Annotated in this window: 15 protein-coding genes; 7 read left to right on the plus strand and 8 right to left on the minus strand. The window is 41.4% G+C overall.

The annotated features are described in order from the left end of the window. Positions 1 to 171 precede the first annotated feature (171 nt). Complete coding sequence (locus tag F7734_RS06095; protein ID WP_155743835.1) at positions 172 to 1032, plus strand: hypothetical protein; 861 nt, start codon at positions 172 to 174, stop codon at positions 1030 to 1032. Here the strand turns inward: F7734_RS06095 and F7734_RS06100 are convergent. Next, positions 1018 to 2268 (minus strand): DNA cytosine methyltransferase, encoded by a 1251-nt coding sequence (locus F7734_RS06100; RefSeq protein WP_155743836.1) that lies wholly within the window; start codon positions 2266 to 2268, stop codon positions 1018 to 1020. The two genes, F7734_RS06095 and F7734_RS06100, sit on opposite strands and share 15 nt — an antisense overlap. A 461-nt stretch (positions 2269 to 2729) precedes the next feature. On the opposite strand from F7734_RS06100, the gene F7734_RS06105 reads away from it, so the two are divergent. Further along, on the plus strand, positions 2730 to 3215 hold the full coding sequence (locus F7734_RS06105; protein WP_155743863.1) for a pentapeptide repeat-containing protein: 486 nt from the start codon (positions 2730 to 2732) through the stop codon (positions 3213 to 3215). Between the two features lie 74 nt (positions 3216 to 3289). Continuing rightward, positions 3290 to 3703 (plus strand): GFA family protein, encoded by a 414-nt coding sequence (locus tag F7734_RS06110; RefSeq protein ID WP_155743837.1) that lies wholly within the window; start codon positions 3290 to 3292, stop codon positions 3701 to 3703. 360 nt (positions 3704 to 4063) lie between these two features. Here the strand turns inward: F7734_RS06110 and F7734_RS06115 are convergent, their stop codons facing one another. Beyond that, complete coding sequence (locus F7734_RS06115; RefSeq protein WP_347566139.1) at positions 4064 to 4372, minus strand: PIN domain-containing protein; 309 nt, start codon at positions 4370 to 4372, stop codon at positions 4064 to 4066. A gap of 98 nt (positions 4373 to 4470) precedes the next feature. Continuing rightward, positions 4471 to 4719 (minus strand): hypothetical protein, encoded by a 249-nt coding sequence (locus F7734_RS06120; protein ID WP_155743838.1) that lies wholly within the window; start codon positions 4717 to 4719, stop codon positions 4471 to 4473. A 551-nt stretch (positions 4720 to 5270) separates the two neighbouring features. Here F7734_RS06120 and F7734_RS06125 point away from each other — a divergent pair. Then, positions 5271 to 5612 (plus strand): DUF2281 domain-containing protein, encoded by a 342-nt coding sequence (locus F7734_RS06125; protein WP_155743839.1) that lies wholly within the window; start codon positions 5271 to 5273, stop codon positions 5610 to 5612. Further along, the gene (locus F7734_RS06130; protein WP_155743840.1) at positions 5612 to 5950 is read left to right on the plus strand and encodes a type II toxin-antitoxin system VapC family toxin; all 339 of its coding nucleotides are present in this window, start codon (positions 5612 to 5614) and stop codon (positions 5948 to 5950) included. The genes F7734_RS06125 and F7734_RS06130 overlap by 1 nt, the downstream gene beginning before the upstream one ends. Before the next feature lie 954 nt (positions 5951 to 6904). On the opposite strand, the gene F7734_RS06135 is transcribed toward F7734_RS06130, so the two are convergent. Continuing rightward, positions 6905 to 9874, minus strand: a complete 2970-nt coding sequence (locus F7734_RS06135) for an AAA-like domain-containing protein (protein WP_243146726.1) — start codon at positions 9872 to 9874, stop codon at positions 6905 to 6907. Continuing rightward, positions 9756 to 11900: an AAA-like domain-containing protein gene (locus F7734_RS06140; RefSeq protein ID WP_155743841.1), complete on the minus strand. Its 2145-nt coding sequence runs from the start codon at positions 11898 to 11900 to the stop codon at positions 9756 to 9758. The genes F7734_RS06135 and F7734_RS06140 overlap by 119 nt, the downstream gene beginning before the upstream one ends. 946 nt (positions 11901 to 12846) lie before the next feature. On the opposite strand from F7734_RS06140, the gene F7734_RS06145 reads away from it, so the two are divergent. Further along, positions 12847 to 13518, plus strand: coding sequence for an SRPBCC family protein (locus tag F7734_RS06145; protein ID WP_243146719.1), 672 nt, complete (start codon positions 12847 to 12849; stop codon positions 13516 to 13518). Between the two features lie 133 nt (positions 13519 to 13651). On the opposite strand, the gene F7734_RS06150 is transcribed toward F7734_RS06145, so the two are convergent. From F7734_RS06150 to F7734_RS65105, 3 genes are all read right to left on the minus strand, one after another. Next, complete coding sequence (locus tag F7734_RS06150) at positions 13652 to 14029, minus strand: type II toxin-antitoxin system VapC family toxin (RefSeq protein ID WP_243146720.1); 378 nt, start codon at positions 14027 to 14029, stop codon at positions 13652 to 13654. 91 nt (positions 14030 to 14120) lie between these two features. Further along, entirely contained in the window at positions 14121 to 14408 is a 288-nt protein-coding gene (locus tag F7734_RS06155; protein ID WP_243146721.1) for a hypothetical protein, read from the minus strand. Further along, positions 14359 to 14493: a hypothetical protein gene (locus F7734_RS65105; RefSeq protein ID WP_279239671.1), complete on the minus strand. Its 135-nt coding sequence runs from the start codon at positions 14491 to 14493 to the stop codon at positions 14359 to 14361. The genes F7734_RS06155 and F7734_RS65105 overlap by 50 nt, the downstream gene beginning before the upstream one ends. Before the next feature lie 297 nt (positions 14494 to 14790). Between F7734_RS65105 and F7734_RS06160 the strand changes: the two genes are divergently transcribed. Further along, complete coding sequence (locus F7734_RS06160; protein WP_155743842.1) at positions 14791 to 15273, plus strand: hypothetical protein; 483 nt, start codon at positions 14791 to 14793, stop codon at positions 15271 to 15273. Positions 15274 to 15438 lie beyond the last annotated feature (165 nt).

The raw sequence follows: 15438 nt of genomic DNA on the forward strand, positions 1-15438 counted from the left end.
GAGGAAGAGAAGGAGAGGAGCCTTTTGCAAGTCAATGAACCAAACTATGCTCTTGTGGTACGGGCGGGGACGTCCGTTCTTTATTAGTAGTTGGCTAGAAGCTTGCACCACTATGGTCTATATAATCTGAAAATTGCTGTAAATATGTCAAAGGGTAAGAGGACATGATGAATGGACATTACTGAAAAGTTAGCCTCAGTCGTCCGTAACCTGAATATAGTTCAAGTAGGGCTTCTTCTTGAAATGGCTCAAGCCATGACTGTAAAAATCGAAGAATTTGTGAATGAAGGGAGCGATCTTCTAACTCCTGAATTTGTTACAAACTTCTCAAATCGTCTGATAATTCATCATGCAACTCATGTAGAAAAATTTAGTAAAAAATCTTTTGAGTACGCTTTTGCATCTGCTTCTACCTCTGCTGGAAGAAATGCTTCTATTACTCTCAATTCTACAAATCCAGGAGAGGATGTCATAGTTGATGGAGTAAAATTTTCCTTGAAAACAGAAGCCTCAGCAGGGCTGATTCCAAAGAAAAGTATTACGATTTCAAAGTTAATGGAAGCACGGTGGATTAGAGAATGCAAAGTTTCTACAGATTTCGCTAGAGAAACAACATACCGTGTAGTTTCTCATCTAAGAAATTATGACCGAATCGTTATGCTACGTGCATACGATATACTACCACCTTTACTTAAAGAAAATCAAACCGAAACTGTACCCGTGATTCGGGATAGTGATGCAATTCAAACCTTACCTAAAGTCCGGTATGACTTATATGAAATTCCACTTAACATATTAATGCTTATCCAAGGGCTAAAAGAAAGTAACTTTAAGCCAAGAACAAAGAACGGAGGTAGTAGCGCCAAGGTTTATACAGAAGACAACAAAGCAGCTTTCACCTTAATTTTAGACGGTAGTGTCGAGAAAATCACGATCGGTAACCTGGGGATCGATTTGTGTTTCCTTCACGGCTCGTGGGTTATACCTACTATTGAAGTAAACAGGGCTAAGAATCAATCAAATGGGGACTGAAATAGTTGACGGGAACTTAAAACTTGTCTGTTGTTCATCACATTCCGATTCAATATCCTCTGGCTTGAGATGAGTATGAGCAAGTATAACTGAACTGATTGAGGGTTTTTTACCACTGAGAATCCATTCACATACGTGAGCTAATTGATAGGAGATAAGCGGAGGAACAGCGTCCCCTATTTGCCTGTACATATTGGCTAGCCCAGATGCCACAAATTTGTAGTTTCTTGGAAAACCTTGAAGGATCGACATCTCGCGAACAGTACACAGCCGATCCTGTTCGGGATGGCTGTAACGCCCATTACCGATATGAGCACATTCTCTCTTAATAGTGACGGCAGGCTTATCCCAGCTTAACCGTCCGTATACATCCGGATGAGATCCTAATTTTCCCTTGGCAATGTGACGCAGCATGGCAGGGTTTAGAAGATCGCGTGCTTCTTGGCAATGTCTTATATCAGCCCAAGAGCCACCGTCTTTTGGTATCATCTGAAGACGTTTCAAGCTTTTTTGCTCTGAAAATCCGGGTGCAATGTGTAGGAAATCTTTTGGATTTGGCTGTCCCGCAGCTATTGGAGATAGGGATGAAATAGCTCTCCGAACGTGGGTTGCTTCTAACCTAACATGAAAGCCACTCCACAGATCGTCAAGGGTTCTGAGCGTTAAATCTTCTCGTACTGCAAGAACTAATGCCCGTTCTCGACGTTGCGGAAGACCAAATCGGTTAAGTAGGTAATTTTTCCCGTGAACCTGGTAGCCAAGGTGGATAAGTTCTTCTTGCAGCCTTTGGTAGTGATGAGTGAAGTTACCAACAAGCAACTCTCTTGCATTCTCCATTAAGAAAATTGTCGGTCTGAATTCTTTTACAAAGAGAGCATTACGCGTTATGAATGAGTTTCGGGGGTCGTCCAATAAGTGATTTTCAGGCAGTGTTCTAGAGAATCCGGTGCATGGCGCACATGAAATTAAGACATCAAGAGCATCAGTACCAAGAGTGTTTGTCAGAACTTTGCGTAAATTCTTAGGTTCAAGAGTTGATATATCTTCATCCAGTGGCTCTAAACCCATATTTGCTTGATAGGCAATATTACACTGCAAAGAACCTCTCTTGCTGCTAGGCTTACTTATCTGGGCATCAACAGCTCCCACTATTTTGAATTTTGGATGGACATGGAAGCCGTAGCTCATCCCTCCTACGCCTGAAAAAAGGTCAATGACAGTCCAAGGCTTGTTCAAGAGTATCCTTTCTGCTACTAGTACTAAATACGGAATTATAGTACATTTGTAGCCTGCGTGGAATGTACTCCGTGATACGCAATTTTGACTTGTAATTAGCAAAAAAAAATAATTCAGTAAAATCCGGAATGCGACTATTTGACTTTGTAGATTAGTATGTCCATGTAGAAAGGTGGACTGGCAATCAAACAGCAATATCAACTGCTAGAGACAGGTGAAAGTACCTAACTCTCATGACAGTACCATTTCGTAGCTAATTATATCTAAACCAACTAACTATTAAACTCTATACCGAAACCCTCGCCGCACTGCCATAAAGCAGTGCGGTACTATTTTAAGGGTCAAGCATTCGTAGGGGCGCAATGCCTTGCGCCCCTACATATGAACCGCTTTATCTGCGTTCATCTGCTACAGGCTGCGGTTCCACAATCAAATCCAAAAAATTTACCAGCAATCTATTCATGCTCAACCCCACAATTAGTGACCTGCGTAACAGTACCATCCAATTTCTAGAACAAAGTCCCCAAGAACGACTACAAACCCTCAAACAACTTGGTATAGCCCGATATGATTTTCTAACCAAAATGCGCCTCAATGAAGCTAACATTATCTGTGTCATGAGGTTTTTACAGAATCCCACTCAGTTAAAATTTCCAAATTTGATAGGAGCAGATTTATCAGGATTAATCTTAGATGATGTCAACTTTATCCGTGGTAATTTATCGGAGGTAAACTTACGCGGAAGCAGTTTAATTAATGCGGATTTAATATTTGCCAATTTTACTCGTGCCGATTTAAGAGATGCTAACTTAAGCGGTGCAACTCTAAATCAAACAGTTTGGTTAAATGCCCTTGTAGAAGGGTGTGAGTTTGGAGAAGGTATTGGATTGACACAATATCAACGTAATGATTTGCGGCTTCGTGGTGCTAAGTTTACAAGTGCTTGATAACTTTACATTTATGGAGCGCAGGCTGGAGTGCAGCATAGTTATGATAATTCCAATATCCGGAGGAGAACAAAATGAGTACTTACACGGGTGGATGTGCTTGCGGAGCAAATCGTTACGAGATTAACACAGAACCGCTGCTGATGGGTCATTGTCAATGCAAGGACTGCCAAGAGGCTACTGGAAGTGGTCATGCGTCAGTACTTGTTTTCCCCAAAAGCGGAGCCAAATTGTCTGGTAGCGTGACCGAGTACTCTACTAAAGCGGATAGCGGTAAGACAAAGAAACTTGCATTTTGTCCCATATGTGGTTCGCCGCTATACACGTTTCTTGAATCAATGCCTGACGTATTTGTCGTCAAAGCGGGAAGTCTTGATGACCCGACCGTCTTCCAACCTCAAATGGTAATTTATACTGACAGTAGATGTACTTGGGATTACATAGACCCCGCCTTACCAAGCTATCCAAAGATGCCATCTACCACGTAGTTGCAACTGCTTGTCATTCAAGTCTGACCCCCACCTCGTTCCCAGGCGGAGCCTGGGAATGCCTTCACTCTAGGCTCCGCCTCCCGTGTGCAAGTAGCGAATGAGGGGTGATACATCTTAATTGACCATCTGTATCCACAGAAGTTGTCGGGGATCTAATAGCCAATTAATAACCTCTGGATTTCTGGTAACAAGCGATCGCAAAATAAGGTTGAACTTTTAAGCAAGGAAAAGCTCGTTAGAGTAATGTACTTACTAGATACAAATCACTGTAGCAACATTCTTTTGGGAACACCAACAGTTATTCAGCGAATTGAAGAAGTTGGCGAGCTAAATATTTCTACCTGTGTCATTGAATTATCATTCAATTTCCCAGTCTTCAATACGCAATCCCTCTACTCTAGAGAATTCGCCAATATTATGTGTCACTAAAGTTAAGTCATGAGCAAGCGCAATAGAAGCTATTAACAAATCGTTAGCTCCTATGGGTGTACCGAGGCTAGCTAATTGAGACCGAACCCGTCCTGCAATGAATGCAGCTATATCATCAAAAGAAAATGAAATAAAAACTTCAAGAAATTTTTTATGTTTCCGCCAAGAAGCATCTGGGTCATTGCTTCGCATTGCTCCATAAAATAGTTCCATTTTGACGATACAACAAACTGCTATATCTTCTAAGTTCCTCCTCTGCTACCGCCGTTGAAGTATTTCTGATTCACCGTTTAAATATCTTACATAAACATTTGTATCTAATAAATACTTCATGTCTATTCTTCACTATCATCAAAAATTCCGTCACCATCAATAACTATGGGGTCGTCTTTACAGGCTCCAAAAGTCTCTTCAAAAAAATTAGGAGGCCATCCTTTACCTTGCGTGTTATTTTCTAGATGGCTTAATGCGAGCGGTTGAAATGTGACAGTAACTTCTAACTCTGTATTAGTAAGCCCGATTGGAACATCTAAGTGCAAAATCCCATCTTCACCAACACGATAACGTCTTGTTACGCTATGCATAAATATTTCCTTTTACTTTCTACTATAAATCTTATCGAATAAATCAGTTAACTGCACTGGCTCAAAATTCAAATAAAAGCGATCGCAAGTTGCACTCATATCCCCGACTCCTTCAAGAAGTTGGGGATCTAGTAGTCACTTGATAATCCATGAATTTCTGGCAAAAGCGATCGCATTCTGTATTATTTTCTTTTTTCTAGATAACGTTATTGATTTTGCATTTGTATTATCTAATAATTACAAGAAGTAAAGCAAATTACTCCCTTCCCGTTAGAAGAATAGCTAATTTAATGAACCGCAGAGGCGCAGAGGACACAGAGGAAAGAGGAGAAGAAGATCGGTAATCTTATGGCGGAAAGGGAGTAATGATAAAAACTCTTTTGGCAAAATTTTACTATAAGTAAAAACACTTTATGTTAATTTTTGACAAAGAATGCTAACAGGCACATTTGTCTTAACTACCAATGTTCTACTATCTCTCCTGAAAAAAGAGATAATAAGTTTAATCAGTTTCATCAGCTGAATAAATCCAATTTTCCTAAGTGTGTACAATGACTATTAAACAAGAGCTTATTCAAGAAATAGAATCTACTTCAGAGTCTCTCCTAGCAGAAACATTAAATTACTTGCGTTTCTTGAAAACAAAGCAGAATGAATCGCCAGTCAAAACGGTTTCTCAACTTATAGAATCAGAACTGCCAGAATCTACTCATTCTGATAGCTTGCAAAAAAATTCATCTGAGCTTTCTCAACTACCTTACAGCCCTGCTTCAGGTCGTTCTATCCTCAGGCATGCAGGTACATGGGCTGGGGACGACTATCAAGAATGCCTTGACCTGGTATACACATCTCGCGGTAAAGAACAATTCGATTATAACAACCCATTAGAGTAATGTACTTACTAGATACAAATCACTGTAGCAGCATTCTTTTGGGAACACCAACAGTTATTCAGCAAATTGCAGAAGTTGGTGAGCAAAATATTTCTACCTGTGTCATTGTACAGGGAGAACTTACCTATATGATGGAACACTCTCAACAAAAGCAGGTAAACTTAGTACGCCTCACGGAGTTTCTTAAAGATATTCGCATTTATTATATAGATAGAGAAACAGCAACTTTATACGGTGAAATTAAAGCAGCTTTGTTTAATCAGTTTGCACCAAAAGAAAAAAGCAAGCGAAGAAAAACGAAAATTACTGATTTGGGATTTGATGAAATTGTTTTTTAGAAAGTATTAGACGCATAGAATTCGCTACTATACAAACTAAGTTCTTCTTGTACTGTGATTTGAACCATTGCGTGACCAAAATTTTGAATCATATCGTGACCAAAGGTGTAACTTAAAAGATAAAGTGGCAGTTTTTAAAGCATAAAGTGGCAGAGCCAGGGGAGCTAGAACGCTTATTTTGTGACTTAAAGAAATTGTTTGCCGTTTAGGCATGCTTTTACTTAAATTTCAGTCCGGCAGTTTTATACTTTAAACAGTTTCCTCTTAGTCCATAGAATGAAATCGGCTGCAATTCTTAAAAAATTAATCATTCTAAGCAGATTTACTTTGGAAAGTGTCAAGATATTTTCGGCAAACTTTTACTTTGTATTTGAACTAATGGCAAGATTATGGTTGAAACCAGAATATTTTGGTTGCGATCGCTATCTTATAAAGTCGCTTTGTTTAAACTAAAACTCTGCCACTAGTTCAAATGCAAGGCAAAAGCTTGCCGTTTGTCCTCATACCCTTAGAGAGCGTTAATATATTTGACATAACCAAATTGTAGGAGAATCGCTCTGTTTTTACCCCGACGACTAAGAAGCAACTATTTAAAGTATAAAGCTGCCTCCCTCAAATTAAAGTAAAAGCATGCCACTGCGGCAAACAATTCCTTTAAGTCACATATTTTTCCGTGAACATAATTTGCACGCGATCGCATTAAAATCTCTCAAATACACGAACAGCATAGGTTTTTGACTACTGCCACTTTATGGTTTTAAAACTGCCACTTTTTGCTTTAAGTAACAGGGATTTTGAAGCATGTCGTGTCCGTTTGGTCAAATTATGGTTCAAATCACATGTACGGACTAATGAAAATTAAGGTTTTAAAACCCACGTAGGTGGGTTTTGCTTGTATAACCACGAATTCCATTCGCCTGGGCTGTAAGAAAAAAATGCAAACGTTAGATGCGATTATTTCCCAATGCCAATTCCATCACACAATTTGCGATCTTCATCTTTAGCATTAGGGTTGTTTGGAAGATAGTTATACACCCAATAGTCATGAATCCAAGCGCAACCCTTTGCCAGTAAATCATCCAGATCGAAATTCCACAAACGTACCGTACTGTCATTACTTCCTGTGGCAATGGTCTTGCCATCTGGGCTGAAGGCTACACTTAAGGCACTACCGCTATGCCCGGTGAGGGTTTGAAGAAATTCACCTTTGAGATTCCACAAGCGTACCGTTCTGTCAGCACTTGCAGTGGCAATGGTCTTGTTATCTGGGCTGAAAGCGACACTCCAGACAGTACCGCTATGTCCGGTGAGGGTTTGAAGGGATTCACCTTTGAGATTCCACAAGCGTACCGTTCTGTCATCACTTGCAGTGGCAATGGTCTTGCCGTCTGGAGTGAAAACTACACTATAGACATCTTCGCTATGTCCGGTGAGGGTTTGAAGGGATTTACCTTTAAGATTCCACAAGCGTACCGTTCTGTCAGAACTGGCAGTGGCAATGGTCTTGCCATCTGGGCTGAAGGCTACACTATAGACAATACCGATATGCCCGATGAGGGTTTGAAGGGATTCACCTTTGAGATTCCACAAGTGTACCCTCCCGTCAGAACTGGCAGTGGCAATGGTCTTGCCATCTGGACTGAAAGTTACACTTAAGACACTACCGCTACGCCCGGTGAGGGTTTGAAAGGATTCACCTTTAAGATTCCACAAGCGTACCGTACTATCATCACTTCCAGTGGCAATGGTCTTACCATCTGGGCTGAAGGCTACACTTAAGACACTACCACTATGCCCGGTGAGGGTTTGAAGGGATTTACCTTTAAGATTCCACAAGCGTACCGTACTGTCAGAACTTGCTGTGGCAATGGTCTTGCCATCTGGGCTGAAGGCTACACTATTGACAACTTCACTATGCTCAGTGAGAGTTTGAAGAAATTCACCTTTGAGATTCCACAAGTGTGTACTGTCAGAACTTGCTGTGGCAATGGTCTTGCCATCTGGGCTGAACGCTACACTTCTGACAAAATCGCTATGTCCAGTGAGGCGATTTTGTACTTTGATCTCGTAAACAATCCTGTGTAAAACAGAGATTGCCTTGGATCGAGTATCACCTTCTAATTTCTTGCTTTTCACCTTTTTTCCCAGTTTCAAACCTGCGGCTAACGCCTCAAATTCAAGGTTGGAAGCCAGTAAGTTTTCTATTGTTAAACTTTGTGCCTGAATTTCTGCATTGACTTGTAGTCTTTCGGTTTGTATTTTGGCATTGTTTGCTTCTGTTTCTCTTTGCTTGGCAACGTCTCGTTGATTTTGAGCTTCTTGCTGGCGTTGTACGGCTGATTTTTCAGCAAATTGGGTTTTTTGAAGAGCATTAGCTAACTGTTTTCCACGTTGTTCTGCTATTTGGCGTTGCTTTGCTTCTGCTTGTTGAGCAAATTGGGTTTTTTGGAGAGAATCATTTAGCTGTTTTCCACGTTGTTCTGCAAGTTGACGTTGCTTTTCTTCTTCTTGTTGTGATATTTCAGCGAAGATTTCAGCGCCCTGTGCTTCTTGCGCGTTTTGCTGTGCCAACTTTTCAGCTTTATAAGCATTCTTGCTTTGTATCACTGCATCTTGACGTTTTGTGTCTGCATACAACGCTAGTACCCCCATAGAAGCAGAAAAAATTAATAACCCCGTTACAAGCAAGGGTTGTGATGGCTTGAGACGTTCCCAAAAATCTCGCAAGTTGAAAGGCAAATGTTGATTGACCCATTTTAAATCAAACACCCTGTGATAAATTTGATTCCTCACTTTCAACACTGCACCCTCTCGCTTTACCACACCTGAAAGCTTGAGATGGGATTTTACGAGTGACCTTTCTTCATCTAAAACAGGTAACCTACCCCGGCGAATGGTGCGGTAAGTCGTCAACACACCTTCTTCATCTGGTGCGCGTTTGGTCAACATATCCCGCACAAACTGCAAGTTATTATCTTGCTCGCTCATTTTCCCAAAAAAGGTACTGCTGACTATGCCATCAATATCCGCTTGCGACCATCTTTTTTGCTCTTTTTGTCTAATTATGCTACAGAGGCGTTGCGTTAAATAGGGATGCCCTTCCGTCCATTTCAACACCCATCTCAAAACTTGTAGTGCTTCATCTTTTGATAAATCCAATCCCTCAGCAAGCGGTTTTGCTTCTTCAAAAGTAAAATCTGTCAAGTTAACAGGCTGACCAATATTAAAGGGTGTTCGCTTGGGATCGCGTATCAAATCGCCAGGGGTTGCTACACCAATCAACACAAAGGAAAGACGCTGAAATTCTGGTTCTAAAGCACGGGCGACATATAGATAACGAACGGCGGCAAAAAAGTCATCAGTAAAATTAAGGATTAATGTCGTATCAATTTCGTCTACAAAAACAACTACGGGTGTCGCTACTTCTGGTAAAAGCACCTCTTGAAAAAATAGGGTTAACCTTTGGGTAAAGCCCAAATGGGAACGTTCTTGCCACCACTGCACTACATCTGTCTCTAACAACAGAGTTTCTTCTACGATAGTGAGTAACCCTAAATACCACTGTTCGGCTGTTACCTGAGTCCCTACCTGTGTCAAATCAATGACAACGGATTGAATTTCTTCTTCAGCGAGTCGATCTTTAGTCCGCACCATCAAACTGGATTTACCCATTTGCCGTGAGGTGAGAATGTAAGAAAACTTACTTTCCCGACACAGTGCGAGCAATTCCTCATCGGCTTGACGAGAAATGTAAACACCGTTTTGGTTGGCCTGTACGGTTCCACCAACCGTGTAAATACTTGCTTTACTCACGTAGGTTCTCCCGGAAATACTCGGCATATAGTTGACAGCGCGGAACGATCGCTTTTCCTTCTTCTCGCACCAAGCCTGCACCCCGCAATCGCCAAAAGATGCGTTTATCAGCACAGTTATTTTGACGAATGATTTCTAACAAACCTTGGATTAATTCTGTTTTGTTATGTAGCAGTGAAAGATGATGGCGTAGGTGATCCCCAAAGGGTCCGCTATCATAGGTGGCATTGGCAAATAACTCACTGGGGGAAATTTGCTGACTGGCTATTAAGTATAGCGATCGCCGGATCAAATAAGGATGCCCTCCGAGTAACCCAATCAATCGTCTTTCTTCACTGGGGTTGAATGGCAAACCGTGACGCTGGTTGAGATCTGCTACCTGTTCGGGGCTGAAATCTCCCATTTCTATCACCTGTCCGACGTTAAAGGGGGATTGGTTAAGGTCGTCTATCAGTTGATAGGGTTCTGTGGAGGTGACTAGGGTGAGGTCAAAGTTTTTCCAAATGGGTGTCGTGGCGCGACAGTTATGCCAACTCCGCAACATCCCAAAGAAATCATTGCGAAACTCAGCATCAAAAACTTTATCCACTTCATCCATTGCTAAAACCAATGGTTGTTTGCCCAATCCTTTTAATATATGGCGACTGACATAACGGGTACAGCGTTGGCTATTCCCCAATGGGCTACTCCAATATTCATCAACTCTGTCTTCCATTTCCAGTTCATCGGTCACCCAGGTGCAAAACTGGCGGAAGAAAAGTTCGCCATCTTGCAGGGCTGCTTTGTCAAACAGTTGGAAATCTAGAAACGCCACTCGCTTACCTGCTTTCTCGGCTGTTTCTTTGATGCGAATCAACAGCGAACTTTTTCCAACTTGTCTCGGTCCTTTGATAGCGATGGTCACACCTTTTTGCTCGATAGTTCCTAATGCGATCGCATCGCACGGACGTTCGACGTAAAATTGAGATTCACTGTCCATTGTCCCTTCTGGCATTTCCAGTTGCGCGGAGGGGAAGGGACGGGGAAAGGGTGATGCCTCAATTGCCTTCAGTAAGCTAGGCTTTTGTGCTTCACCAATACTCAATTCACCGCCCGAAATCGCTTGAGTTAACTCTGCTATCAGGCGTGGCGTATCGCTGTCATCTTGCCAAAATGCCCAATTGATGGGGTCTAAGTAAGCACTCAAGGGATACTGAAACTGTTCTCGATAGGCCAAACGCACGGGAAGAATAGCAGGGCGTCCTCCCTGTAGTTGTCCCAACTCATGCGCCCTCTGAATTTCCAACCCTACCATCTCGCTGTGGACTGAATGAGAGGAAAGAAAAACAATGAGAAAATCAGATTGTCGCAGTTGCTTTTCTATACATTCAGCCCAACGAGTCCCTACCATCATTCTTTGGTCGATAAAGACTTCATGATGTTGGGACAAGGAGTGATATAGTTCTATAGCCACTGCTTCATCAGGATCGGCGTTGCGCTTATAACTGATAAAAATGTGCTTGCGTTCTGTTGGTTTGGTATCTGGTAATTTCTCAATTCCCTTTTTTAATGCAGACAATTCATCTTGTGATTTTTTCTTAAGTACAGGAGTTTGGTGTTCTGAGAAACCAACCAAACAAGCGCTCCCCAGTTCAAAAGCATATTCAATGGTTTTCCCAGCTGCTAGGGCATCGTAAAATGCTCTAGAAAAAGCAATAGCTGCATTATCCCCGATTGTCCGATTTGTACCTATCACATAACCGACGTGTTGAGCGATCGCTTGTGCTTGTCCCTCAGAATAGCAGGCATTGAGTACTACACACTCGACACTTTCTGAAGCAAACAGCCTAAACATACTCGCCAGTTCATGTGCCTGTACCAGTGCTGCTTCCCCTGTCTCATCTTCTAAAACGATACCATCCTCCCCTGCACCATGCCCGCAAAAGTGAACAATCTGGGGTTGAGTGTCAAGAATTGCCCGGTAAAAGTCATGCGATCTGACTGCCCATCTTTGCTCCAATTTAAATTGTTCGCGTTTGTTCGCTCGTCGCAAACCCTCATCTATCTCCTGTACCTCCTTATCCAAGCGCAATCGAGAGGTGTTTTTAGGGTTTGCAGCCAGAATCAATATAGTTTTGACACGCTGATTGTCTCTCATGCTGGGACTGGGGATTGGGGATTGGGGATTGGGGGGTAGAGTTCGGGGAAAAGCGTCTTGCCTATTGCCCGTTTTATCTTTCCTTTATGCAGGTGATGATACTTACTTACATATTAGGGAAAAAAGATTAGCTTATGCAGCAATTTGTGGAATTCCTCTCATCATCAACCCTTCTCCCTTGGAGAAAAGGGGGCTTTTTGTTTTTAGAGGATGTTTGAAAAGTCATGATTCATGTATCAAATATTTTTTACCCCACCTAACCCTCCCCGATGGATTGGGGAGGGAACTGAATTGTTCTTGTTTCCCCCGATGGATTGGGGAGGGAACTGAATTGTTCTTGTTTCCCCCGATGGATTGGGGAGGGAACTGAATTGTTCTTGTTTCCTCCGATGGAAAGTGGAGGGAACTGAATTGTTCTTGTTTCCCCCCTTGGAAAGTGGAGGGAACTGAATTGTTCTTGTTTCCCCCTTTGGAAAGGAGGAACTGAATTGTTCTTGTTTCCCCGATGGATTGGGGAGGGAACTGAATTGTTCTTGTTTCCCCCCTTTCCAAGGGGGGACTAAGGGGGGTAATAATGTGATTAAAATCACAGTCAATCACTTTTCAAACATCCTCTTACGGAAATCTTAAATTATTTATGAAAAATCTTAAGTAGGGTAAGCTATAGCCCTACAAAAATTAGAATGGTGAGTTATAACTCTACCTAAGTATCCAAGACTGCTCGGTTAAAAATTTTTGTAGGTTGGGCTTACCGTGGGGAAACCCAAAAAATGCTTGTAAATGTTGGGTTTCGTTCCTCAACCCAACCTACGTAATTTCATTGTTGGAGCTTAACCGACAAGTATTGCCTAAGTATCAATGTCAAAAAAAATGCAGTTGTCTGGGGAAAGCTTTCTCAATCCAAAATCAATCCAAAATCCAAAATCTAAAATCCAAAATCGGTAAGATGGTAAACAAAACGACTTATTTCATGTGGCGGTGTTGGCAAATTTGTTTTGTCACCGGGTGCTTGAGCGCGATCGCTGCTATAACAAATATACCGACTTCCACGGCTGGGTTATTTGATAGTACTGTGGATCGATTGCCAACGAATGAAAGGGTTGCACTGAGAAAGGGGCAGTCGCTTGTCACAGGTGAAAAAGGGAAGTATACTGCTAGAGTTCTCGTCACAACTTCATTGGATACCGCATGGGAAGTTATCACGGATTACAACAATTTTTCTAAATTTCTACCAAATGTGGTCTCTAGCAAAGTCGTTAGTACAAACAAGAATCAGAAGGTAATCGAACAGGTTGATTCGCGTCAGGTGTTGTTGCTCAGGGTTAAATCGCGTATTCGCTCAGCTATTACAGAAACAGAAAAAAGTCGTGTAGATTTTCAACTTCTTGACGGTGACCTCAAAAGTATGAAAGGTTACTGGTTAATTGAACCAATTGCTCAGTATACAGGTGGAAAACCAACTCAAGTTTTGATTACACAAGTGGTGGAAGCTCAACCAAAGTCAGGAACACCTGCAAAAGTCTTTTATGGTGTTTTCAAAGATTCTTTGAATAACATGATGGGTGCAATTAAGCAAGAAGTTGAAAAGCGATCTTCTGTGTCTCAAAAAAAGAGTTAAGTTTGTGATTTCACATCTTGCACCTGAAAGCATGGATGTCAAAACCACAACTACGTACAAGAGAAAGTCAAATCTTATGGAAAGCGATCGCCTAGAGTATAAAGTTAGTGATGTCTACAATTAGCTTACCAACTCACGTAATTCCATGACCTGAAGGAATTGACCAATCCACAATTTTCCAATTAGAGACTTTCTCAAAATCCTTAAGGTTGCGCGTCACAATTGTACTATTTAAAGAAAGTACAATTGCCGCGATTCTTAAATCTTGTGTACCAATACGAATTCTTTGCTTTAACAATTCGTTATAGATATCAAATGCGGCGTCATCAAAGCCAACAATATTAGCTTGACATAACTGATTAAACGTTCCTTTTAAGAAAGAGTAAGCCGTAACTAATTCTTGCTTTGATTTTGCCCGTTTAATTACATCTAAACGACTGTACATCTGTTCAACAATAGTTATTACTGTGACTGCTATTTCTGAAGGATTTACAGCTGCTACTTTACTCACTACTATTGGATTACCTCGTTGTAGTAGCTAAACATGGTCAGTATCAAGTATCCATCTTGCCATCTTAATTTATACCTAAGCAATTATGTTCTTACTCTTGCGGAAAATTCTCTTCTGTCAATTTATCTAATTCGTGCCGATAATTTTCTATAGCTTCGAGCATTTGATCGAATTGGGGGCCATCTTTAAAAACCCCAACCATTGCTAACCAAGGGTTTTTCTGCCCAGTAGATGGCAATTTAACAGATAAAAAAACTATTTCTGCGTCAGCTAGATGGGTTTCCAATCGTTGTTGTAGTTGGGCTAATGCTGTTATGCGATCGCTTGCTTCAACTTGATAATTCAGGCAATCCTGGAACGAGCGCAACTGTTCTGCCATCCGCTTCTTGCTTGGCGATCGCGTTTACTAAAACCTCGTTATTGTCTTGCCTACTTTGTGATGTTGCAGATGAAAAGGAATTCATAAATTTTTTTTAGTTTTCGCTCTTTAATTGTATACAACATATTGTATATATATATATTAAGAATTCAAATACAGCGCTTTGCATCTGAATGAGGTACACCCCCCTTTCATCCCCCCTTGCCAAGGGGGGACAGAGGGGGGTAATTTTCGTACCTCATCAAATTGAAATTTGCTGTACTTTCATCCCCCCTTAGCAAGGGAGGGACAGAGGGGGGTAATTTTCGTACTTCATCAAGTTGAAATTTGCTGTAATTGAAATCTGGATAATTATCAAAGCATTTACTCGCTAAAATCTCTTATGGTAGTAAAAAAATCTGTTTCATTTTTACTGGCTTTGTTTGGAATCTTATTTTCCCCAGCCATAACTAGCGCTGATATTCGACAAGACCAAGAAATCGCAAATTTGATTTCGCAAGGAACAGTGAACCAACAACAAAGAAAGCCAACTTATCAAATTCTTAGCCCTTGTCCAAAGCAAAAACCCGAAACAAATACGTTAATCTATTTTATTGCCAACGAAAAAACAGTGAGAGTCTTCTCTAACAACAGACAAACATTAATGAATGTTGCCTTGCGATCGAGACCCCTCATAGAAAATGCTCCTGTCAGAATAGATAATGAAAATCCAAGAATCTACAGTGCAGCAGGTAGAGACAGAACTACAAGATACTATGCCGTATATTTTTCTCAAAATTCTCAGACAGATGCACTTTTAATCACGAGATTACCTGATGACAAACTCTTGGTAGAAAAAGCAAGCTGCATTCCTTATGTACGTTGAGCGTTCTATTACGCGAGGCGGAGCCTCGTAGACTGCATTCCCAGGCTCCGCCTGGGAACGAGCAGCACGAGCCAGCCTGGGAACGAGCAGTGGGAGGAAAGAGCAGCAGAAGCAAATCTCCTTCCTCTCTCTTCCCTCCGCGTTCTCTGCGCCTCTGCGGTTCAT

The sequence above is a fragment of the Scytonema sp. UIC 10036 genome (assembly GCF_009725235.1).

What these genes read in the sequence shown, in the direction of transcription:
- F7734_RS06095 (WP_155743835.1), top strand. Translation starts at nt 172, where the DNA reads ATGGACATTACTGAAAAGTTAGCCTCAGTCGTCCGTAACCTGAATATA.
- F7734_RS06105 (WP_155743863.1), top strand. Translation starts at nt 2,730, where the DNA reads ATGCTCAACCCCACAATTAGTGACCTGCGTAACAGTACCATCCAATTT.
- F7734_RS06110 (WP_155743837.1), top strand. Translation starts at nt 3,290, where the DNA reads ATGAGTACTTACACGGGTGGATGTGCTTGCGGAGCAAATCGTTACGAG.
- F7734_RS06120 (WP_155743838.1), bottom strand. Translation starts at nt 4,719, where the DNA reads ATGCATAGCGTAACAAGACGTTATCGTGTTGGTGAAGATGGGATTTTG.
- F7734_RS06125 (WP_155743839.1), top strand. Translation starts at nt 5,271, where the DNA reads ATGACTATTAAACAAGAGCTTATTCAAGAAATAGAATCTACTTCAGAG.
- F7734_RS06130 (WP_155743840.1), top strand. Translation starts at nt 5,612, where the DNA reads ATGTACTTACTAGATACAAATCACTGTAGCAGCATTCTTTTGGGAACA.
- F7734_RS06140 (WP_155743841.1), bottom strand. Translation starts at nt 11,900, where the DNA reads ATGAGAGACAATCAGCGTGTCAAAACTATATTGATTCTGGCTGCAAAC.
- F7734_RS06145 (WP_243146719.1), top strand. Translation starts at nt 12,847, where the DNA reads ATGGTAAACAAAACGACTTATTTCATGTGGCGGTGTTGGCAAATTTGT.
- F7734_RS06155 (WP_243146721.1), bottom strand. Translation starts at nt 14,408, where the DNA reads ATGGCAGAACAGTTGCGCTCGTTCCAGGATTGCCTGAATTATCAAGTT.
- F7734_RS65105 (WP_279239671.1), bottom strand. Translation starts at nt 14,493, where the DNA reads ATGAATTCCTTTTCATCTGCAACATCACAAAGTAGGCAAGACAATAAC.
- F7734_RS06160 (WP_155743842.1), top strand. Translation starts at nt 14,791, where the DNA reads ATGGTAGTAAAAAAATCTGTTTCATTTTTACTGGCTTTGTTTGGAATC.